The organism is Luteibacter sp. SG786 (assembly GCF_011759605.1).
In the GTDB taxonomy this organism is placed as follows: domain Bacteria; phylum Pseudomonadota; class Gammaproteobacteria; order Xanthomonadales; family Rhodanobacteraceae; genus Luteibacter.
The window spans coordinates 102,938-123,557 of sequence record NZ_JAAOYX010000001.1; the positions used below are offsets into that span (position 1 = coordinate 102,938).

At 66.0% G+C, this 20,620-nt stretch carries 19 protein-coding genes; 11 read left to right on the forward strand and 8 right to left on the reverse strand.

The features are described 5' to 3' along the window. Positions 1-39 precede the first annotated feature (39 nt). Together FHS47_RS00425 and FHS47_RS00430 are read right to left on the reverse strand one after the other, a co-directional pair. On the reverse strand, positions 40-954 hold the full coding sequence (locus tag FHS47_RS00425) for a hypothetical protein (protein ID WP_167021827.1): 915 nt from the start codon (positions 952-954) through the stop codon (positions 40-42). Between the two features lie 43 nt (positions 955-997). Further along, the gene (locus FHS47_RS00430; protein ID WP_167021828.1) at positions 998-1,267 is read right to left on the reverse strand and encodes a hypothetical protein; all 270 of its coding nucleotides are present in this window, start codon (positions 1,265-1,267) and stop codon (positions 998-1,000) included. 104 nt (positions 1,268-1,371) lie between these two features. Here FHS47_RS00430 and wrbA point away from each other — a divergent pair, with 104 nt between their 5' ends. Beyond that, on the forward strand, positions 1,372-1,971 hold the full coding sequence (gene wrbA, locus FHS47_RS00435) for an NAD(P)H:quinone oxidoreductase (RefSeq protein ID WP_167021829.1): 600 nt from the start codon (positions 1,372-1,374) through the stop codon (positions 1,969-1,971). Here the strand turns inward: wrbA and FHS47_RS00440 are convergent. Beyond that, a complete protein-coding gene (locus FHS47_RS00440) occupies positions 1,968-2,531 on the reverse strand; it encodes an AraC family transcriptional regulator (RefSeq protein WP_167021830.1) in 564 nt (187 codons plus the stop codon). The two genes, wrbA and FHS47_RS00440, sit on opposite strands and share 4 nt — an antisense overlap. Before the next feature lie 252 nt (positions 2,532-2,783). On the opposite strand from FHS47_RS00440, the gene FHS47_RS00445 reads away from it, so the two are divergent. The 6 genes from FHS47_RS00445 to FHS47_RS00470 all read left to right on the forward strand — a co-directional run bounded on the left by FHS47_RS00445 (position 2,784) and on the right by FHS47_RS00470 (position 8,205). Beyond that, positions 2,784-4,724 (forward strand): ATP-binding protein, encoded by a 1,941-nt coding sequence (locus tag FHS47_RS00445; protein ID WP_167021831.1) that lies wholly within the window; start codon positions 2,784-2,786, stop codon positions 4,722-4,724. Further along, positions 4,721-5,359: a response regulator transcription factor gene (locus FHS47_RS00450; RefSeq protein WP_167021832.1), complete on the forward strand. Its 639-nt coding sequence runs from the start codon at positions 4,721-4,723 to the stop codon at positions 5,357-5,359. The genes FHS47_RS00445 and FHS47_RS00450 overlap by 4 nt, the downstream gene beginning before the upstream one ends. A gap of 109 nt (positions 5,360-5,468) precedes the next feature. Beyond that, positions 5,469-5,840 (forward strand): response regulator, encoded by a 372-nt coding sequence (locus tag FHS47_RS00455; protein WP_167021833.1) that lies wholly within the window; start codon positions 5,469-5,471, stop codon positions 5,838-5,840. Positions 5,841-5,887: 47 nt separating this feature from the next. Further along, a complete protein-coding gene (locus FHS47_RS00460; RefSeq protein WP_167021834.1) occupies positions 5,888-6,661 on the forward strand; it encodes a YdcF family protein in 774 nt (257 codons plus the stop codon). Between the two features lie 60 nt (positions 6,662-6,721). Continuing rightward, the gene (locus FHS47_RS00465; protein WP_167021835.1) at positions 6,722-7,228 is read left to right on the forward strand and encodes a hypothetical protein; all 507 of its coding nucleotides are present in this window, start codon (positions 6,722-6,724) and stop codon (positions 7,226-7,228) included. A gap of 98 nt (positions 7,229-7,326) precedes the next feature. Next, positions 7,327-8,205 (forward strand): EamA family transporter, encoded by an 879-nt coding sequence (locus tag FHS47_RS00470; RefSeq protein ID WP_167021836.1) that lies wholly within the window; start codon positions 7,327-7,329, stop codon positions 8,203-8,205. 60 nt (positions 8,206-8,265) lie between these two features. On the opposite strand, the gene FHS47_RS00475 is transcribed toward FHS47_RS00470, so the two are convergent. Then, entirely contained in the window at positions 8,266-11,169 is a 2,904-nt protein-coding gene (locus FHS47_RS00475; protein ID WP_167021837.1) for an autotransporter outer membrane beta-barrel domain-containing protein, read from the reverse strand. A gap of 247 nt (positions 11,170-11,416) precedes the next feature. Between FHS47_RS00475 and FHS47_RS00480 the strand changes: the two genes are divergently transcribed. The 4 genes from FHS47_RS00480 to ligD all read left to right on the forward strand — a co-directional run bounded on the left by FHS47_RS00480 (position 11,417) and on the right by ligD (position 15,757). Beyond that, a complete protein-coding gene (locus FHS47_RS00480) occupies positions 11,417-11,659 on the forward strand; it encodes a hypothetical protein (RefSeq protein ID WP_167021838.1) in 243 nt (80 codons plus the stop codon). A gap of 181 nt (positions 11,660-11,840) precedes the next feature. Further along, entirely contained in the window at positions 11,841-13,748 is a 1,908-nt protein-coding gene (locus FHS47_RS00485) for a CocE/NonD family hydrolase (RefSeq protein ID WP_167021839.1), read from the forward strand. Between the two features lie 170 nt (positions 13,749-13,918). Continuing rightward, a complete protein-coding gene (locus tag FHS47_RS00490) occupies positions 13,919-14,881 on the forward strand; it encodes a Ku protein (RefSeq protein WP_167021840.1) in 963 nt (320 codons plus the stop codon). Between the two features lie 3 nt (positions 14,882-14,884). After that, positions 14,885-15,757, forward strand: a complete 873-nt coding sequence (ligD, locus tag FHS47_RS00495) for a non-homologous end-joining DNA ligase (protein WP_167021841.1) — start codon at positions 14,885-14,887, stop codon at positions 15,755-15,757. Between the two features lie 136 nt (positions 15,758-15,893). On the opposite strand, the gene FHS47_RS00500 is transcribed toward ligD, so the two are convergent. From FHS47_RS00500 to FHS47_RS00515, 4 genes are all read right to left on the reverse strand, one after another. Further along, positions 15,894-17,114 (reverse strand): AGE family epimerase/isomerase, encoded by a 1,221-nt coding sequence (locus FHS47_RS00500; RefSeq protein ID WP_167021842.1) that lies wholly within the window; start codon positions 17,112-17,114, stop codon positions 15,894-15,896. Further along, entirely contained in the window at positions 17,111-18,091 is a 981-nt protein-coding gene (locus FHS47_RS00505) for a carbohydrate kinase (protein WP_167021843.1), read from the reverse strand. Before FHS47_RS00505 ends, FHS47_RS00500 begins: the two co-directional genes overlap by 4 nt. Positions 18,092-18,163: 72 nt before the next feature. After that, positions 18,164-19,393 (reverse strand): L-fucose:H+ symporter permease, encoded by a 1,230-nt coding sequence (gene fucP, locus FHS47_RS00510; protein ID WP_208381927.1) that lies wholly within the window; start codon positions 19,391-19,393, stop codon positions 18,164-18,166. A 113-nt stretch (positions 19,394-19,506) separates the two neighbouring features. Next, complete coding sequence (locus tag FHS47_RS00515) at positions 19,507-20,556, reverse strand: LacI family DNA-binding transcriptional regulator (RefSeq protein ID WP_167021845.1); 1,050 nt, start codon at positions 20,554-20,556, stop codon at positions 19,507-19,509. Positions 20,557-20,620: the final 64 nt, after the last annotated feature.

Genomic DNA, 20,620 nt, shown 5'->3' on the forward strand with positions numbered 1-20,620 from the left:
TGCGAAAGGCAAAGGGGTGGGACCTACGGAGTCACCGTCTCACGTGCCGACACGGGAGGTGTTCTTCAGCTCTTCCAGGATTTCCGGCCCGCGCACGTCGATGTGGTCCAGGTTGTTCACGTAGAAACGCACGAAGGGCTTTTCCGCGTCCTTGGGCATCCACGGCTTCGCCCACACGAATGCCACGCAGTAGCCGTCCGATTCCGCGATGAGCTTGTCCAGCCGGGCACGCAGCAGCTTGCGAACAGGATACGCCTCGATGTCCCGGGCGGTGATCGTGATGGTCGGTCGCAGTTCGGCCTCGTCATGGCGAAAGGGGCGCGAGAAGCGCAGGTAGTAGCCGCCTTCCCGGGTGGCACGGAGCGAGGCCGTGCCCCACCACACGGCTCGGGTGCCGAGCAGGTCGGCCACCTTCTGCCGGTAGATGTTGCGGAACAGGGCTTCGTACGTGGTGGTTTCCCCGCCGATGTCGACCGTGGCCTCGGCGAGGTCCCGGTCGCGGCGATGCTCCAGGAACTTCTGCACGAGGGACGAAAGGCGGTAGTAATGGCTGGCGCGTGGCGACAGCCCGGTCGTCTGCGAGGCGGACACGCGGCGTGGCGATCTGTCGCTGGCCGGCGCGGCTGCCGGCGCCGGCTCGCTGCGGAAGTGGCCGGCCGGCCGTTCGGCCTCGAAGACGTCCGGCCGTTTTTCCATCCGCGTTTCGCCGCGGCCGTGCGCGACCTCGCAGGTTGCTGCGTGGTCTTCCAGTCGGTACGAACGGAAATAGGGGCGGATCCTGAGATTCTGCTCGGGCTTGTCCAGGCAGGCGCAGATCAGCGGTGCCGAACAGCCGGTGCCGACACATGCGAAGCGGGCATCTCGGGGAAGCAGGTCGGCCCAGTAGAGTTCGTAGGCGCGCTCGGCGGTCAGCCGTTCGTCGCGGTCGGGCAGGGTGGCTTCTTCGATCGTCACGTGCTGGCCCGCGGCTTTACGTTCCGCCGACTTTACCGCGACTTCAGAACGCCGCGAATGCCCGGACGGGCTTCAGGCCAAGGTCTCGCGCCGCCGCGCGGAGGAAACCCAGTACATCTTCGTGCCGGCCGCAGGCCACGAGGGATTCGGCCGTCTGCTGGCCCAGTGTCGCGATCGGGTCGCCGCGGTACCACGCCATGCGGGCTGCCTCGTCCGGCTCGATCCGGGCGGCCTCGTGCAGGATCAGCGCGGCCCAGGGGTGCGGGACGCCGATCCGGCCGGCGGGACGAATGTGTACGACGCTGGCAAACATGCGGCTACCTCGATGCGTTGGCGATGCTGCGTCTAGACGCGGCCTGCATGGCCGTGCCGGTATCGTCTCCTCCTGCCTAGACCTTTCCCTGCGGAGTGCGTTCCATGGCCAAGATCCTCGTTCTCTACTATTCGGCTTACGGTCACATCGAGAAGATGGCGGAAGCCGTGGCGGCGGGTGCCCGGGAAACCGGCGCCACCGTCGACATAAAACGCGTGCCCGAACTGGTTCCCGAGGACGTCGCGAGGAAATCGAACTTCAAGCTCGACCAGGCCGCGCCCGTGGCGAAGGTTGACGACCTGCCGGGCTACGACGCCATCATCATCGGCACCGGCACGCGTTACGGACGGATGACGTCCCAGATGTCCAACTTCCTCGACCAGACGGGCTCGCTCTGGGCGAGCGGCGCGCTGAACGGCAAGGTGGGCGGCGCCTTCGCCTCCACGGCCACGCAGCACGGTGGCCAGGAAACGACGCTGTTCTCGATCATCACCAACCTCCTGCACCTGGGGCTCATCCCCGTGGGGCTGCCCTATGCGTTCCAGGGCCAGATGAAACTGGACGAGGTCACGGGCGGCAGCCCCTATGGCGCCACCACCATCGCTGCCTCGGACGGCTCGCGGCAGCCCAGCGAGAATGAACTTGCCGGCGCCCGCTACCAGGGCCGTCACATCGCAGAAATCGCCACGAAGCTGTTCGGCTAGGCCTCCTGCCAGCGGGAGCGCCGCCACTGGCTGGGGCTCTGACCCACGAGCCGGCGGAAAAGGTTGCACAGGTGCGCCTGGTCGGAGAGGCCGCAGGCGAGCGCGATCTGGCTTAGCGGCTCGCGCGTCTGCAGCATCAGCGTCTGCGCCCGTTCCACCCGGCGGCGCATGATGTAGGCGTGCGGCGGGTCGCCGAAGCTGTCCTTGAAGGCGCGGCAGAAGTAGCTGCTGGACAGGCCAGCGATGGCGGCCAGCTGGTCGATGGTGATCGAGTAGCCCAGGTTCTCGTCCACGTGCGCGGCCACACGCCGCGCCTGCCACGGTGCCAGCCCCGCGCCGACGCGCCGGCGCGGCGGTGCCGCCGGACGGGCGACGGAAGACTCGCGCTCCAGCAAGGCGGCCACGCGGGCCACGCAGGCACGCGTGGTGGCAATATCGGTCTCGGCGGACGTCAGGGCCTGCTCCAGCAGGCGGGTGACGTTGGATTCTTCTTCCTCGGTGGGAAGGGCAAACGGGGGAAGACCATGCCCGGCGTTCGGGACGTTCAGTTGGAAGCGCATCTGCGTCTGCTCCACGGCGGCGGCTATGGGCGGGAATGCCCGTGGGGAAGAGCCTATGCGCGGGAGGACGCGGGCAGAATTCTACATTCGGTCGGACGCTCCATACCAAAGGGTTAGTCGGGGTGGCGTGCATTTCTTGTAGGGTTCGCTCCGTAATGGTCAAAAACCATCACCGCCGTGCAAGACGGGCGCCACGCGATATCGGGACACTCCACGCTCAATCCATACAAGACACCACGTCTGGCGCGATCCATGACCCGATTCCGGCCCCTGCAAAGCCAGGCCTACGCTCCCGCCACGCGCCCTCGGGGGTATGTGGCCGCGCTGCTGATGGGGACGGGTGCCGTGCTGGCCACAGGCGTGTTCGTGGTGGATACCTTTACCCCGTTGCAGAGCGCCGTGGCGGTGCTTTATGTGGTGGTGGTGCTGCTCGTGGCGGCCAGCGGTAGCCGCCGGGCGATCGTCGGCGCCACCGTGGGCTGCATGGGGCTCACGGCCATGGCGTATGCGAGGGGGCACGGCGCGCCGGCCATGGATGCCTCGTTCCTGCGCTGCGCGGTGAGCCTGGGTGCCATCGCCATCACCGGCGTGCTGGCGCTGCGCAACCGTGAGCGCATGATCACCATCGCCGGGCAGGCACGGCTGATCGAACTCACCCACGACTCCATCTTCGTTCGCGACATGGACGACGTGATCGTGCTCTGGAACGGCGGCGCCGAACAGCTCTACGGCTGGACGGCCCAGGAGGCCCTGGGGCGCCGGGCGAGCGATCTGCTGGGTACGGCCTTCCCAGGCGACCACGCCGAGGCGGAGGCCGAACTTTTCGGCGCCGGGCGGTGGGAGGGCGAAGTGTTCCAGCGCCGTCGCGACGATCGCATCGTGATCGTGGAGGCGCGCTGTGCCCTCCTGCGGGACGAGTACGGCAAGCCGCGGGTCATCCTGGAAGCGGGCACCGACGTCACCGGCCGCCGTGCGGCCGCGGCCGCCCTGACGGAAAGCGAGCGCCGCTACCGCAGCATGTTCGAAAACGCGCGCTTCTGTTTCTGGGAGCAGGACTATTCGTTGGTGATGGACCGCGTGCGCACCCTGCGGGACGAGGGCGTGACCGACTTCGCGGCGTATATCGATGCACATCCGGAGTTCGTTTCGGAAGCGATGCTCCTCACCCAGATCGTCGACGTGAACCAGGCAACGGTGCGGATGCTGGGCGCGTCGCGCCGTGAAGAGTTGCTGGGACCGCTCGCGCGGGTGCTCGCGCCGTCGCATGATGTCTTCGCACGTGTGCTCGCGACCATCGAAGGCGGCGGCGTGGCGGAGGGCGAGACGACACTCACGAACCTCTACGGCGAACGCCTGACCGTGCTTTTCGCGTTGAACATGCCGTTGGGGCCGACACGTTACGACCGCGTGCTGGTCAGCGTGGTCGACATCACCGACCGCAAGCGGGCGGAGCGCGCCCTCATCGCCGTGCAGGCCGAGCTGGCCCAGGCGGCGCGCATCACTGCCTTGGGAGAAATGAGCGCATCCATCGCCCACGAGGTGAACCAGCCGCTGGCGGCCATCGTCACCCATGGCGAGGCCAGCCTCCGTTGGCTGCGCCGTGCCGAACCCAATCTGGCGGAAGCGTGCCAGGGGCTGGAACGCGTGGTTCGCGATGCCCGACGGGCAAGCGAGGTGGTGCACCGTGTGCGCAGCCTGGCCAGCAAGGAGCCGCGCCAGCACGTGCATTTCGACCTCGGCATGCTGGTCGAGGAATGCGCGCAACTGCTTGACGGCGAACTGGCGCAGCATCGCATCTCGTTATGCATCGATATCGATCGCGGCGCGCCGCTACCGCGCGGCGACCGCGTGCAACTGCAACAGGTGGTGGTGAACCTCATGGCCAACGCGATACGTGCCATGTCCGAGACCGCGGGCGCGCGGCGCCTGCACATAAGCGCCCGTGCCGATCCCGCGGACGGCCTTCTCGTGGAGGTGGAAGACAGCGGAACCGGCATTCCGGAACATATCGCGCCGCACCTGTTCGATGCCTTCGTCACCACGCGTTGCGACGGCATGGGCATGGGCCTTGCCATCTGCCGTTCCACGATCGAATCGCATGGCGGCCGCCTCTGGGCCACCAACCGTCCCGGTGGTGGGGCCACGTTCCATTTCACCCTGCCCATTGCCACCGTGGAGCGAACGCCGGCATGACACGCACTAGCCTTGCCGATTCCGATCCGTTGCCCGTCGTCTGCGTGGTGGACGACGACGCATCGGTGCGCGAGGCGCTGGCCTCGCTGTTCCGTTCGGTGGGACTGGAGGTGGCGACCTTTGCCAACGCCGCCGATTTCCTCGCGCGCGAAAACGCCGACGCGCCCGGCTGTCTGGTGCTCGACGTACGCCTTCCGGGCGTGAGCGGGCTGGATTTCCAGGCGCAACTGGCCGCCATGGACAACCGCCTGCCAATCATTTTCATGACGGGGCATGGGGACATCCCTATGTCGGTGCGCGCCATGAAGGCCGGCGCGCTGGACTTCCTGTCGAAGCCCTTCCGGGACCAGGACATGCTGGACGCGGTGACCGCCGCCATCGAGCGCGACGCGGCCGACCGGCGCAACGCGATGGCGCTGGACACGCTGCGCGAAGCCTACGCGTCCCTGACGCCACGCGAGCGCGAGGTCATGGCGCACGTGACGGCGGGGCTGATGAACAAGCAGGTTGGGGCGCTGCTTGGCTTGTCGGAAATCACCGTGAAGATTCACCGCGGCAATGTCATGCGCAAGATGCGGGCGAAGTCGCTCGCGGAACTGGTGAAACAGGCGGAAGCCCTTGCCGGGCGGGCCTGAGCAGGCCCTGCAGCCGCGACCGCACACCTCCGTATGATTCCCAATCGCCGTGACGCGGCGCACTGTAGCCGGCGGCAGGGTCAGGCAGGTGCCGGGCGAGGATGTGACATTGGCCGCTAACAGGATCGTGGCGATCGTGGACGACGACGAGGCCGTGCGAACGGCGACCGTCAGTCTCGTCCGGTCGCTCGGGCACGACGTACGGAGTTTCGCCTCCGCCGAAGAGTTCCTCCGCGAGGGCGGCGACGAGGGCATCGACTGCCTCGTGACCGACGTGCACATGCCGGGCATCGATGGCACGGACCTGCATCGCCTCCTCGTCGAAAAAGGCCGCACGTATCCGGTGGTGTTCGTCACCGGCTACCCGGACGACGCCATGCGCGCCAGTGTCATGGCCGCCGGCGCATTCTGCTACCTCGGCAAGCCTTACAGTGGCGACGAACTGATCGAGTGCCTCGAGCGGGCATTGCACCCCGGGTAGCGATCGCAAACAAACACGGGCCGCATCGGTTTGCTAGGCTCCGGCCCATGACCCTCGTTATCTTCCTCATCGTCCTGGCCATCGGCCTTATCCTGTTCGCCCTGCGTCGTCCGCGCGGTGGCTGGTGCTTCTCGCTCGTGGCGCTGGCGTGGCTGTTCTTCGCCGGTTGCGGCCCCTTGACCGCTCTGTTGCTGGATCGCCTGCAGGCGGGTTATTCAGCCGACGTGACGCAGTGGGGCCGGCGCAACGCGATCATCCTGCTGGGTGCCGGCACGGTCCGTGGCAACGCCGGCGCCATCGAGCCCAGCCTTTACGCGAACGGGCGCATTCTCCGGGCGGCACAGCTGTACCACGCATGCAAGGCCAGTGGTGCGGATTGCAAACTCGAGGTCAGCGGCGGCGACGCCATGCGGCTCAAGCAATCCGAGGCCGACGTCTATGCGCTGTCTCTGGATCAGCTGGGCATACCTCGCGCAGACCTGATGCTCGAAGGCCGCAGCATGAACACGTTCCAGAATGCGCAGTTCAGCAGGCCCCTGCTGGCGGGTTATGGAGCGGACAAAGTGGTGCTCGTGTCGTCGGCCGTGCACTTGCGTCGTGCGAGTCTGTACTTTGCGCACTTCGGCATCCGCGCCGAGGCGGTGCGCGGCGATTACGTGCGGGCCCGGTACGGGTGGCTGCCCACTTCGGAGAACCTTTCCTTCGCCGACTTCGCGATTCACGAATACATCGGCGTGGCGCGTTATCACTTCTATAACGCCATGGGCTGGAACGTGCCGCGCGTTCCTGAAGAAAGCGTGACCGCGCAGACACATGCGTAACAATTCGACGATTATCCTGTGCCACCGTCCAGCACGGACATGACACCGAAGGAGTTGCCCGTGAAGTTTCGCTACGTACTTGCCGCCCTGCTGGCCACTGCATCCCTCGTGCCCGTTGCCGCCAGCGCACAGCAGGCAGCCAATCCCGCCTCGCAGATTCCGGCTTCGGACAAGAAAGCGATCCAGGATTACAGCCTCAACGACGACGTGTTCAACCGTATCGTGAAGGTGTCGCAAGAGGCCAAGGCCCAGGGCATCAAACCGAAGAACGCGGACACCGATTTCTCGAAGGTGCACTCCCTCGACGACCTCGCGAACCAGGTTACCAACGCGGATCCGCGCATCGCTCCCCTGCTCAAGAAGTATGGATTCACCCCGCGCGAGTTCCTGCTGGCGAACCTGGCGGTGACCAATGCGGCCATGGCGTCGCAGGCCAAATCGAATCCCCAGCTGGCGGCTTACATCGACCAGTCGAAGGTGAACCAGAAGAACGTGGCGTTCTACGAGGCGCACAAGGGCCAGATCAACGCGTTGATGGCCGAAGGCGACAGCGACGACGACCGCTGAGCAAGCACGCCCCCGGCGGAAGCTGGGGGCGAGGCCATGGTTTGCTGTTGGCGTGTGTACTATGAGCGCCTCCACGCCGCTTGGCCCTGAGTCTGTCGATGACATCCCTGCGCTCCACCCCCTGGTTACCGGCGCTGGCCGTACTTGGCTCCGTGACCTCGCTTTGCATCGGCACGTCGTTCGCTAAAAAGCTTTTCCCTCTCGTAGGGGCCGAAGGCACATCGGCGTTGCGCGTCGGGTTTTCGGCCATCGTGCTGTTGCTGCTATGGCGCCCGTGGCGTTGGCCCTTGAGCCGCCGGGACGCCGGTTCCGTGCTTCGCTACGGACTCACGCTGGGCACGATGAACCTGCTGTTCTATCTCGCCCTGCGCACCATTCCGTTCGGTATCGCCGTGGCCATCGAGTTCAGCGGCCCGCTGGCTGTGGCGATGTGGGCGTTGCGTCGTCCGGTGGATTTTCTGTGGCTGGCTTCGGCGGTGACGGGGTTGGCGATGATCCTCCCGCTTGGACACGGGAGCACCCTGGATCCGACGGGTGTGTTCTTCGCATTGGGTGCCGCCGTCTGCTGGGCCCTGTACATCGTGTTCGGCAAGCGTGCGGGCCACCTCCACGCGGGACACTCGGTATCGCTCGGGCTGGTGGCCGCGAGTCTGGTGGTGGTGCCCTATGGCGTCGCCCACGCAGGCGCGGCGCTGCTCGATCCCGCCATACTCGCGGCGGGCCTTGGCGTGGCCATCGTGTCGAGCGCCATTCCCATGTCGCTGGAAATGATGGCGATGAAGCGACTTCCGAGCGAAACCTTCGGCATCATGGTGAGCCTGGAGCCCGCGGTAGCGTCGTTGCTGGCGATGCTGCTGCTCGGGGAGCACCTCACGTCGTTTCAGTGGCTTGCCATTGGTTTCATCGTGCTCGCTTCCATCGGCAGCACGGTGACTGCGCGGCGCGCGCGACCGGAGGCTGCGGAGCTGGCGGGGTAGGTGGTGGTGGCTGACCGGAGCCTTGCGCGAACGCGGCAGGCCCCGGTGCCCTGAGCGTGGTTACCAGGTTGTCCGGACGCCGACGGTGCCCGCCATGCGGCGATACCGTCGGACGCCGAAGCGCGATTCCACGTCGCTCCAGAGTCTCCACCCGTCATTGCGCACGATGCTGAGGCCGAGCTTCAGCGCATAGGCGTTACGCGGCACGCCGCCGGCGAGCGAGGTTTCGTCGAACTGAGTGGCGTCGAGCCTGCCCAGCCGCCGCAACCAGCTTCCTGTGACATAAGGCGACGCCACATGCCCCCCGGGCGTCTGCCATCGCGCGGCGGCACGCAGGCCAAGGCGCGAGGTGCTTCCGCTGGCATGCCGGGGAGCGACGCGGGTGCCGTTGGCCTCGATATGCGTACCACCGCGCAGGCGGGTGGCCACGAGCTGTGCCTGCGGCTCGAGGTAGGCGTCGGTATCGCGATTGAGCGCGCGGCGCCAGCGGTGTCCTGCCTCCACACTGGTGGTGAGTGCACCGGTGCCATAGCGCTCATGGGCGAGCGCCTGACCCTCCACGCGCTGGTTGAAGTGCGCGTACTGCGACCACCCGCGCAAGTAGGTACCGGCGGCGGTGCGGAAGCCGCCATACATGCCTGCCGCCGCGCCCCTGACACGACCGCGTGCCGAATAGCGGGTGACGATGGAGGTACCGCGGGTGTCCGACTGGCCAACGGCGGCCATGACGCCGACGTGGCCCTCGGCGGAACCGCTGGACCGGAGGATGTCGCTGCCCAGGGTCAGTTCGTTGCTGGATGTGGTGGTCGTCACCTGCCGGCCGAGGTCGAAGGCGGTGTGACGCCGTTGGAAGCGTGCCCATGCACTGCCGCGCGAGCTCTCCGGCTCGTCGTCCCAGCCCCCGCCCGGCCCACTCTGGAACATGTCGAGCGCGGCGGTCTGGTTCGCGCGGTAGGTGCCCGTTTCAGGGCGAAGTACCGGTACCGGCGTCATGACGGGGTCATCGATGTCCTCGCCTTCCTCGGGCGCGAGGATGGGGTTGGATAGCGACGAACGCAGGTACCAGCCGCCGTCCCCGGGCTGGCTGATCGACCCCTGGTGCAGGAAGTATTCGTGGGCACCGGCGACGGCGCGGCCCGACAGTTCGAACTGGCCTTCGGAGCGGCCGTCCACGCGGACAAGCTGGATGCCGTCGGCGGTGTTGTCACCCGCGCCATCGAGGGCGTCCACGGAAATGAAGCTGGTGCCCGAGGTATTCCCCATGACGTGGATGCGATCCGTGGCCGAGGTGTCGTCACCCAATCGGCTGCGCATGCGGAAGAGCCCTTGCTCACCTGCGTAGTCGCCCGTGATCGTCAGTGTGCCGAACGCGCCGGGCGCGGCCGGTGAGAAAGCTATCACGCCATGGTCGTTGCGCAGGCCGGCGACATGGCTATCCGCCGTGACGATCCACATGCCGCCATCTTCGATCGAGAGGGCACGCACGATGGACGACGCACCGGACCACACTGCGCTCCCCTTGATCGCGAGCGAGAGCTTCGTGTCGTCGGATGCGGGTGCTTTGGAAGACGGCAAAAGCCGGATGTCGCCCACGGCTTGAGACTTGCCATCCAGCACGATAGCGAACGCGTCGGCGGAATCGGGATCGACTTCCGCAAAGGCGCCGTTGCCTCCGCTCAGCACTGCGCCGCCAGTGATGTGGATGCTGCCCGGGTCGTGCAGCCGCAACGCCGCGGCGTGCGCGCTGCTCACGCTGCCGCCGTCGACGATCAGGCTGCCGCGGTTCTGGACGAGGGCACCATAGGCGGCCTCGCCCTCGGTGGAGATCGCGGTGTCTCTGCTGGTGAGTTCGGCCTGGGTGACGTACAAGCCGTGGCCCGCCTCGCCCGTGGTGCGAATCGTGGTGTCGACCAGCGAAACCCGGGCGCCGGTGGATGCCACGGCGCCATAGCCAGACATGCCATGGGTGACGATGCGCGAATTGCGCACGTCGATGAAGGGCACCCTGCCTGCATACTGCCCCCCTCTGGCGAAGACCCCGTGAGCGTTATGGCCGCGGGTAACCACGTCCGCATTCTCCAGGCCCACGAACGATCCGTGGTTGAACACGGCGTGGGAGTGCCTGCCGAGGGTTTCGAGGAACGAATCGCGAACGGCAACTGGGGCGCCGTCATGGGCGATGACGGCGATGGACTCGAGGCCTTCGGTGCGCACTTTGCTATTGGCGGTGACCGTCACGAGCCCGCTGCCTTGGTTCGCGTGGATGGCGTTCGCATAAGGGCCGCTGGTGGTTACCTCCGTGCGGACGAGGGTGGCGGTGGCATTGCCCTGTCCGATCAGGACGCCGTGGCTGCCGCGCCCGTTCGTGTGGATAGTGGCTCCGTCGGATTCCATCGACGATGCTTGGTCCACGCGTACTCCCTGGGCTTCGTCCCCGCGCGTGATCACCGAGGTGCCTTCAAGGGAGACCGAGCCTGTTGTCTTGACTTCGACGCCCACGGCGTTGTGACCGGAGGTTTCGACGGAGCCGGCACGGAGCTTGCCGCTGGCGCGATCGAGCTGGATGCCCCTGGCGCCGGCCCCTTCGGTGACGACGCTGACGTTTTGCAGGAGCAGGCCCGCCATGCCGGTGTTGGTTGCTCGTACGGCATGTGCGCTGTCTCCCTTCGTGCTCAGGGTGCCGCCGATCAGCTCGACAAAGCTGTTGGACCCGGAGATATCGACGGCGTTGCCCAAGCCACCCGAGGTCACGATGTCGATGTCCCGGCCGAATGCTCGTCCGCCGCCCAGGACAGTGAGGCCCACGACGGCGTCGGCAGTGTAGGTATAAGTGCCCGAGGGAATGGTTCGGATATCGCCGTTCACGACGATGGGTACGGAGTCTGCCGCGGCGGCAAGAGGCGAAAGGGTGGCTGTGACGAAAGCCGCGAGGTACTGTCGGGAGAGGGGGAAGAACGGTTTCAATCGAGTCACTCCTTGTCTGGATGCCGGCCGGGGATGCCGACAGCAATTTCCGGGTGACAGGTTAGGGACTGGCTTATGGCGGGGGAACGCGATTATTCTGAAAATGTCTACGAACGCTTCTGCGCTGCGCCGTCGGACACCTACGCTTCATAATTGTGGTTGCACCCTAGACGTGCCCGTCTTCGGGGGGAAACGTCGAAGATGCAAGCATCCACGTCATACATAACGAAATGAGGAGCCCAGCATCATGAAGGTTATTTCAGTTACCGCCCTGGCTTTTGTCGCCGCCGCCATGCTCGCCGGCTGCAACAAGTCCGATGACAACGCCACCCCGGCCTCGCCGTCGTCGGCTTCCACTGCACCTGCTGCCCCCGCCGCTGCGCCGCAGACCACCCCGCCGGCCGCCAGCACCGCACCGGCGATGACGCCCCCGGCCACCACCGGCACGGCTGCCACTCCGGCCCCGGCTTCGACCGCCGCCGGCCACTAAGCGTCCTGCGCCAACCGGCGGTTGCCGGTTCGGCTAAAACGCCGCTGCTCCCGCAGCGGCGTTTTTTTTGCCGGTAAGCATGGGCCGTGCCATGTGGACCATGACTGTTGGCATGCGTGGCCCTTCCGTTCAGGATCGGGCACGCTTGGAGGGTTCCGTCCCACTGCCGCAGGAAAAACTCATGCCACGTCTCTCCGTGTCGCTTCCGATGCTCGCCCTGTCCCTGGTCGTCGCCTCCACGTTCGCCGCCGCGCAGACGGCACCGATGACGCCGGACATTCCCTCCCGGTTCGAGTTGCCGACAACGGCCAACGACTACGTGAAGCGGGTGGTCGAGATCCCGATGCGCGACGGCGTGAAGCTGCATACCGTCATCGTCATTCCGAAGAACGCGAAGCACGCGCCCATCCTTCTCACCCGTACCCCTTACAACGCCGACGGCCGTGCCGAGCGGACAGTGTCTTCGACCATGCGCAACCTGTTGCCGATGGGCGACGAGGTGTTCGTGGATGCCGGTTACATTCGTGTGTTCCAGGACGTGCGTGGCAAGTACGGATCGGAAGGCGACTATGTGATGACCCGCCCGCTGCGGGGGCCGCTCAACGACACGCCGGTCGACCACTCGACCGATGCCTACGACACCATCGACTGGCTGACGAAGAACCTTCCGGAGTCGAACGGCAAGGTGGGCATGCTCGGCTCGTCGTACGAAGGGTTCACCGTGGTCATGGCCCTGGTGAATCCGCACCCCGCGTTGAAGGTGGCGGCACCTGAAAGCCCGATGGTGGACGGCTGGATGGGCGACGACTGGTTCCATTATGGCGCCTTCCGCCAGACGAACTTCGCTTACATCGCGGGCCAGAACGCGAAGCGCGGGAAGGGCGCCACCATCCCGAGCGCGGGCGATGACGACTACACGAACTTCCTCCAGGCGGGGTCGGCGGGCGACTATGCCCGTGCCAACGGTTTCGACCAGCTGCCCTACTGGCGCAAGCTCAGCGAGCATCCGGCCTATGACACGTACTGGCAGGAGCAGGCGCTGGACAAGATCATGGCGAAGCAACCGCTGAAGGTGCCGACCATGTGGCTGCAGGGCCTGTGGGACCAGGAAGACATGTGGGGCGCCATCCACAGCTACGAAGCCGTGGAGCCGAAGGACACGGGCAACGACAAGAACTTCCTGGTGATGGGCCCCTGGCGCCATAGCCAGGTGAACTACGACGCCTCGTCGCTGGGTGCGCTGCAATGGGATGGCGACACCGCGCTGCAGTTCCGCCGCGACGTGCTGCTGCCGTTCTTCAACCAGTACCTTGTCGACGGCGCGCCGAAAGCCAACACGCCGCCGGTGTTCATCTACAACACCGGGGAGAACCACTGGGATCGCTTCAAGTCCTGGCCCCAGGGGAAGAAGACCCGTCCCTTGTACCTCGGGGCCAACGGCACGCTCTCGTTCGAAGCACCCGCGGCCGCGGCCGCGAAGTACGACGAATACGTTTCCGATCCGGGCAAGCCGGTGCCGTACGTGCCACGTCCGGTGCATTTCAACGATCGCCAGTCCTGGACCACGTGGCTGGTGCAGGACCAGCGCTTCGTGGATGGACGCCCCGACGTGCTCACCTACGTGACCGAACCGCTCACGGCGCCGTTGCGCGTGGCCGGCGCGCCGCAGGTAAACCTCTATGCCTCCACCAGTGGTACCGACAGCGACTGGGTGGTGAAGCTGATCGACGTCTATCCGTCCGCGAACGCCAGCAACCCGACCATGGGCGGCTACGAGCTTTCGGTGTCCATGGACATCTTCCGCGGCCGCTATCGCGAGGGCTTCGGTGAAGGAAAACCGCTCACGCCGAACACCCCGCTCGAATACCGCTTCGGCCTGCCCACCGTGAACCACACCTTCCAGCCGGGCCACCGGGTGATGGTGCAGGTCCAGTCCTCGTGGTTCCCGCTCTACGACCGGAATCCGCAGACCTTCGTGCCGAACATCTTCTTCGCCAAGCCGTCCGACTACCGGAAGGCCACGCAGCAGGTATGGCACACGCCCGGCACCGCCAGCGCCATCGAGCTGCCGGTGGTGGAGGCCAGGTAACCATGGCCCGATAACCCTGTGGGAGCCGCTTCAGCGGCGATGGGTGCTCGCGGCAGGCTCTCCCGCTGCCGCGGGATCGCCGGCGTAGCCGGCTCCCACACATACTCTTTTGCAATCCCTCCACGCCCGCGCCCGTATCCTCGCCGCACCTACGCGCCGAGGATCGCACCATGGCCCGCCCCATCTGGACCGGAACGCTTTCGTTCGGTCTGCTCAACATCCCCATCCGGCTCATGTCGGGCGAGCGTCGCAACGACCTCCATTTCCGCATGCTCGACCAGCGCGACAACACCCCGGTGCGCTACGAGAGGGTGAACGCCGAGACGGGCGAAGAGGTGCCGTGGAAGGAGATCGTGAAAGCCTTCGAGTACCAGAAGGGCAATTACGTGGTGCTGGAGGAAGAGGACATCCGCAACGCCGCCAGCGACGCACACGAGACGGTCGAGATCGACACCTTCGTCGACGCCATGGACATTTCCCCGGCCTACTATGAGAAGCCCTACGTGCTGCTGCCGGCGAAGAAGGCCGAGAAAGGCTACGTGCTGCTGCGCGAGACGCTGAAGAAGACCGGCAAGGTCGGTATCGGGCGCGTGGTGATCCGAACGAAGGAATACCTGGCCGCCGTGATGCCGCAGGGCGACGCGCTGGTCATGAACCTCCTCCGCTACAAGTCCGAGGTGGTGGATGCGGAGGATTACGAACTCCCCAGCAAGTCCGCATCGGACTATCGCATCTCCCCAAGGGAGATCGAGATGGCGACGGACCTCATCAAGTCCATGTCGGGCAAGTGGAAGCCCGAGGACTACCACGACGAATTCCGTGCGAAGCTGCGCACCGCTATCGAGAAGCGCCTGAAGAGCAAAGGCGTTACCGCCACCGTGGAGGAAGAGGAGCGTACGCCGGAGAACGCCGCCACCAACGTGGTGGATTTCATGGCGTTGCTGAAGAAGAGCATCGGTGCGAAGACCCGCACCCCGGCGGCGAAAAGCACGTCGGCCAGCGAGGGTGGCGGGAAGAAGGCCGTTGCGAAGAAATCCGCCGCGAAGAAGAGCGCAACGAAGAAGGCAGCTGCGAAAAAGGCTACCAAGAAGACCGCCAGCCGCAAGGCACCGGCGCGACGCCGGGCGGGCTGAGCCATGGCCGGTCTCGTTGTCGGCGGCGTCACCATCACCCATCCGGAGCGTCCGGTTTTCGGGGAAGGTGGGCCGAGCAAGGGCGAGGTGGCGGCTTACTACGAAGCCGTGGGGCACTGGATGCTGCCCGAACTGCGCGGGCGCCCACTGTCGCTTGTGCGTTGTCCGCAGGGCGCCACGGGCCCGTGCTTCTTCCAGAAGCACCATGCCGACACCTTGGGCGAGCACGTGCGTTCGGTCACGCTGGAAGAGAAGGACGGCGGCACGGCCGAGTACATCTACGTGGACGACGTTCGTGGCGTGCTCGAACTCGTACAGATGAACACCCTGGAATTCCATCCCTGGGGTTCGCGAGTCGACGACCCCGACAAGCCCGACCGGATGATCTTCGATCTCGACCCGGCGAAAGGCGTGGAATGGAAGGCGGTGGTCGCAGGAGCGCGCATGATCCGCGAGCGCCTGTCCGCCGCGGGGCTGGAAAGCTTCGTGCGCGCTTCCGGCGGGAAAGGCCTGCACGTGGTGGCGCCGATACGCCGTGGCCCGTCATGGGAGAAGGTGAAGGCCTTCTGCGAAGGCGTGGCCGATGCGCTCGTGGCGGAAAAGCCGGCGCTCTACATCGCCGAGGCCAGCAAGGCCAAGCGCGAGGGGCTGATCTTCATCGACTGGCTACGCAACACGCGCGGGGCGACCAGCGTGACCGGCTGGTCGCTGCGCGCCCGTCCGGGCGCTCCCGTGGCGATGCCGTTGCGCTGGGAAGAGATTGCCCGCTTGAAGACCGGCGGAGCCTTCGACATGAAGAAGGCCCTGAAGCGGGCGAAGACGCTGGAGGCGGATCCCTGGGAAGGGATCGCCAGTTTGAGGCAGTCGCTGCCGTAGGCGAGAGTCACTGGGCCCCTGCCTTCGCAGGGGCGACGGTTCTCCAGATGGGCACGGTGGCACTGACGACTACGCTGACCGCGTCGCCCCTGCGAAGGCAGGGGCCTAGTGACTTGCGGCGCGTCCGACGCGCGCGTTACTCCCCCTGCATGCGCCGCAGCGACGCCATCACCTCGTAGCACGCGCCCATGGTGTGGTAATCCGTCTTGCCGGCCGGGCTCTTCTCGTCGTCGTACTTTTCGTTGTTCCGCTTCAGGATGCGAAACCACGCGCCGTACGTGTGATCGACCAGATGCTGCCAGCTGTAGGCCCAGATCTTCTCGTACCACTCGTCGTATTTCTGCTCGCCGGTGGTCTCGAACAGCAACTGCGCCGCGGCGAGCGATTCGGCCTGCACCCAGAAATACTTGTCGTCGTCGCACACCTCGCCCTCCGGTGCGAAGCCATAGGCGATACCGCCGTATTCCTTGTCCCAGGCCTTGTCCAGCGCCTCGTCGAAGAGGTGCTTCGCGGTGGGAACGAGCCAGTCCTTATGACGCGGCGTGCCCTTGGTGTAGCGCTCGAGCATCATCAGGAGCTTCGCCCACTCGGTCTGGTGACCGGGCTGGAAGCCCCACGGGCGGAACAGGTGCTTGGGATTGTCGAGGTTGTATTCCCAGTCGATCGACCAGTCCTCGTGGTAGTGCTCCCAGATCAGCTTCTGCGGGGTGAGCGCCGCCTGGCGCTGGGTCATGTTGTTCGCCAGCAGCATGGCGCGGTCGAGGTAGCGATCGTCCTTCGTGGCTTCCCACGCGGCGATCATGGCCTCGGTCATGTGCATGTTCGCGTTCTGGCCGCGGTAGCCCGTGAAGTGCCAGTCCTTGTCGGCCTCGTCGCGATAGAGGCCGTGCGCAGGCTCCCAGTAGCGCTGTTCGAGCAGGTTCCAGATCTCGTCCTGCCAGCCGCGCGCTTCGTCGAAGCCCACTTTCACGCCGCACGAATAGGCCAGCAGCATGAACGCCAGGCCGTAGCAGTGGTTCATCTGGTCGTCGCGCTTGCCGTCGGCGATGGTCCATGCGTAACCGCCGGTTTCGGGGTTGCGATGCACCTCGCGCAGGTACTTCAGGCCGTGCATCGTCAGGTCCTTGTCCTCGGGCTTTTTGAACTCGAGGTAGGCCATCGCGTGGTTGAACACGAAGCGCGTGCTGGAAACGAGGTGGCGATGGCTGCGGTCGTAAACCGTGCCGTCGTCCTTGTAGTAATGGAAGAAACCGCCGGCGGGATCGACCTCGTTCGGCTTGTAGAACGCCATCGTCTTCGCGACGTGGTCGCGCAGTACATCGATGGAGTGGAAATCGGGGAGGGGGACGGTCGTCATGCGTGCTTCTCCATGAAGGCCATTACTTCGGCCTGGTCGGGGATGGCGGTGAACGAGCCCTTGTGCGTCGCGGTGATCGCGCCGGCTGCCGCGGCGAAGCGGATCAGGCCCACGAGCCGGGCTTCGTCGGCGATAAGCGCGTCGAAGCGTGCCGGGGTGACTTCCTCCATGGCCAGCCGTGCGAGCAGGCCGCCCACGAAGGCGTCGCCGGCGGCGGTGGTGTCCACGGCGTCCACCGTATAACCCTGCAGCGTGCCGCGCGCGCTACGGGTGAACCAGCGCATCGGTTCCGGACCGTCGGTAACCAGCAGGAGGCGCGCCTTGCCGCGCCACAGTCGTTCCAGCACAGCGTCGTCGGAACCCGCGCCGGCATGGATGAACGCGAACTCTTCCGCGCTCAGCTTGATCACGTCGGCTTCGTTCAACGTTTCCCACAGGCGGGGCAGCGGCGCCTCGTCCTTCGGCCACAGGGCCGGGCGCAGGTTCATGTCGAAGCTGACCAGCGCGCCGGCGGCACGCGCCCGGCGCATGCCCTCGACCGTGGTTGCGGCGATCGCGGCTTCGGTCAGCGAATTGGAGCAGACATGGAACACGGCCAGGTCGTCGAACGCACCGGGGCGGAAATGCTCGGGGCGAAACAGCAGGTCGGCGGCCGGCGGACGATAGAAACTGAAGCTGCGGTCGCCCTTTTCGTCGTGCGCCACGAAGGCCAGCGCGGTGCGGGCCTCGTCGGTGCGCGCGATGTCTTCCGTGCCGACCCCGAGTTCGGTGAGGCTCTTGAGCAGGAAATCGCCGAACATGTCGCGCGAGAGCATGCCGGCGAAACGGGCTTTGCCGCCCAGGCGCGCCGCAGCCACGGCGACATTGGCCGGCGCACCGCCGGCAAAGGGAACGAAGGCGGGAGGCTGACCGGCGCCGCCCTGGGGCTGTGCGTGGAAATCGATCAGCGCCTCGCCGAAGCAGAGGATGGAAGACATGCTACGGCCTGTCCTTGGGGCGGGGATGAAAAAAGCGACGGCCGGCATGGGCCGGCCGTCGGATGAGAGCGATCAGTGCGTGGCAGCCGGCACGCTGCGAACCTTCGAGCCGCTGAGACCGTAGAACACGATGTACGCGTAGCAGATCAGCGGAATGAAGAACGCATGCTGCAGGCCGATCTGGTCGGCGATGACGCCCTGGATCCAGGGAATCAGGGCGCCACCGACGATGGCCATGATCAGCAGGCTCGACGCCTTGCCCGTGAGCGGGCCCATGCGCTCGATGCCCAGCGAGAAGATCGTGGGGAACATGATCGAATTGAACAGGCCGATGGCCACGATGCTGTAGACCGCGACGGTGCCGGTGGTGGACATCGTGGTGATGACGAGCAGGCCGTTGATGACGGCGAACACGGCCAGCAGCAACCGGGGCGAGAACTTCGCGAGCAGGGCGGAGCCGATGAAGCGGCCGACCATTGCGCCGCCCCAGTAGAACGCCACGTGGCTGGCGGCCACGGCGCCGGACATGTTGCCGATCTCGGGCAGCTCCAGGTAGTTGATCATGAAGCTGCCGATGGCCACCTCGCCGCCGACATAGAAGAAGATGGCGAGCACGCCGAAGAACACGTGCGGCGTCTTCAGGGCATCCATCAACGAATGCTTGCTGTCGTCGGCCTTCTCGGTGGTTTCCTCGAGGGCCGGCAGGTTGAACAGGTATACGCCGATGGCCAGCAGGATGAGCACCACGGCCAGGCCGAGGTACGGACCCTGCACCGTGCCGGCTTCATGCGCACGGTAGGTGATCTGTTCCGCGGCGCTCATCTTCGCGATGTCGGCGCTGCTCTTCACCTCGCTGGAGAGGATGAGGAAACCGCCGAAGAACGGCGCGAGGAAGGTGCCGAAGGAGTTCAGCGCCTGGGCGAGCGTGAGACGGCTGGAGCTCGTCTTCTCGGGACCGAGCAGGGCCACATAGGCGTTGGCGGCCACCTGCAGCACCGTGATGCCGGTGGCGAGGATGAAGAGCGCGCCGAGGAAGAACGCATAGACGCGCATGCCGGCGGCAGGCCAGAACAGCGCGGCACCGATGCCGGCGATGATGAGGCCGGCGACGATGCCCTTCTTGTAACCCAGTGCCGCGACGAGCTTGCCGGCAGGCAGCGACATGATGAAGTACGCGCCGAAGAAGGTGAACTGGATCAGCAGCGCCTGGGCGTAGTTGAGTTCGAACACCGCCTTCAGATGCGGGATGAGGATGTCGTTCAGACAGGTGAGGAAGCCCCACATGAAGAAGATCGTCGTCATCACGCCAAGCGCGAGCGGGAAGTAGGTGTAGCGGTTGTCGCCCGGTGTTGCTGCGGACGGCGAGTTGGGCGATGGCGTATATCCGGTGGCCATGGGGCGCTCCATTAAGGGGTTCAGGGGGAGGACGGGGGACAGCTGCTTTCACGTACGACGAGCCGTACCGGCGCGATCGTATACGCTGCTTCCGTCTCGGGTTTGCCAAGTCTCTCGAGGATGAGTTCGGCGCTGCGACGCCCCAGACCACGCGGATCGACCGCGACAGTGGTGAGGGGCGGCACGCAGACCGACGCTTCTGCGACGTCGTCGAAGCCGGTCAGGGCGAAATCCTCGCCCGGGCGCCGGCCTCGCTTCGTCAGGCCAAGCATAAGCCCCAGAGCGACGGCGTCGTTGTAGCAAACGGCCGCCGTGGGCGCCGGGTCGCGCGCGAACAGCGCGCCCGTCTGCCGGGCCGCTTCCAGACGGGTGGGCGCACTCTCGATGAGCCAGGCTGGATCGACCTTCAGGCCGGCGTCGCGCATCGCCCCCGCATAGCCCCGGCGGCGCTGTTCCACCGAACTGGAATCGCGGTGACCACCGAAGAAAGCAATGCGCTGGTGGCCAAGATGGATGAGATGTTCCGTGGCGAGGCGTGCGCCGTGCTCGTTGTCCATCTCGAGCGTGTCCCAGCGGTGGGCACCGTTGTCGTCGGGCAATTCGCGGTTGAACACGAGCAGGGGCGTGTGCATGCCCACGGCGGCCAACACCTGTTCGCCCTCGCTGCCTTCGGCCGGGGAGAGGATGATCCCGGCCGGGCCGTGCTCGATCAGCGAGTTCAGGACCGCCTGCTGGCGGATGGGCGATTCGCCGGTGTTGCCCAGCAGGGTGACGTACCCTGCGCTGGCCAGGGCTTCGTCGGCGCCGGCCGCGAATTCCGCGAAGAAGGGGTTGCCCAGGTCGTTGATGACCAGGCCGATGCTGGAGGAGGTACGCCGGCGCAGGTTGGCCGCGGCACGGTTGTACACGTAGCCCTGGCGCTTGAGCTCGGCCTCCACCCGGGCCCGGGTGGCGGAGTTCACCAGCGGGCTGCCGCGCAGCACCAGCGAGACGGTGGCCCGGGAGACGTCGCAGCCCTGTGCGATATCGGCGAGCGTCACCTTGCGGCGCTGCGGGGTATTCCTCGACATCGGAACTCCTTCAAACGATCTAAACCCGGCGATCATCGCGCGGGGTGGCCAGGGATGCATCACG

Coding starts and splice junctions, on each gene's coding strand:
- FHS47_RS00485 (WP_167021839.1), top strand. CDS start 11,841: ATGCCACGTCTCTCCGTGTCGCTTCCGATGCTCGCCCTGTCCCTGGTC.
- FHS47_RS00450 (WP_167021832.1), top strand. CDS start 4,721: ATGACACGCACTAGCCTTGCCGATTCCGATCCGTTGCCCGTCGTCTGC.
- FHS47_RS00470 (WP_167021836.1), top strand. CDS start 7,327: ATGACATCCCTGCGCTCCACCCCCTGGTTACCGGCGCTGGCCGTACTT.
- FHS47_RS00480 (WP_167021838.1), top strand. CDS start 11,417: ATGAAGGTTATTTCAGTTACCGCCCTGGCTTTTGTCGCCGCCGCCATG.
- FHS47_RS00445 (WP_167021831.1), top strand. CDS start 2,784: ATGACCCGATTCCGGCCCCTGCAAAGCCAGGCCTACGCTCCCGCCACG.
- FHS47_RS00505 (WP_167021843.1), bottom strand. CDS start 18,091: ATGTCTTCCATCCTCTGCTTCGGCGAGGCGCTGATCGATTTCCACGCA.
- FHS47_RS00515 (WP_167021845.1), bottom strand. CDS start 20,556: ATGTCGAGGAATACCCCGCAGCGCCGCAAGGTGACGCTCGCCGATATC.
- FHS47_RS00460 (WP_167021834.1), top strand. CDS start 5,888: ATGACCCTCGTTATCTTCCTCATCGTCCTGGCCATCGGCCTTATCCTG.
- FHS47_RS00440 (WP_167021830.1), bottom strand. CDS start 2,531: ATGCGCTTCCAACTGAACGTCCCGAACGCCGGGCATGGTCTTCCCCCG.
- FHS47_RS00430 (WP_167021828.1), bottom strand. CDS start 1,267: ATGTTTGCCAGCGTCGTACACATTCGTCCCGCCGGCCGGATCGGCGTC.
- FHS47_RS00490 (WP_167021840.1), top strand. CDS start 13,919: ATGGCCCGCCCCATCTGGACCGGAACGCTTTCGTTCGGTCTGCTCAAC.
- ligD (WP_167021841.1), top strand. CDS start 14,885: ATGGCCGGTCTCGTTGTCGGCGGCGTCACCATCACCCATCCGGAGCGT.
- wrbA (WP_167021829.1), top strand. CDS start 1,372: ATGGCCAAGATCCTCGTTCTCTACTATTCGGCTTACGGTCACATCGAG.
- FHS47_RS00500 (WP_167021842.1), bottom strand. CDS start 17,114: ATGACGACCGTCCCCCTCCCCGATTTCCACTCCATCGATGTACTGCGC.
- fucP (WP_208381927.1), bottom strand. CDS start 19,393: ATGACGACGATCTTCTTCATGTGGGGCTTCCTCACCTGTCTGAACGAC.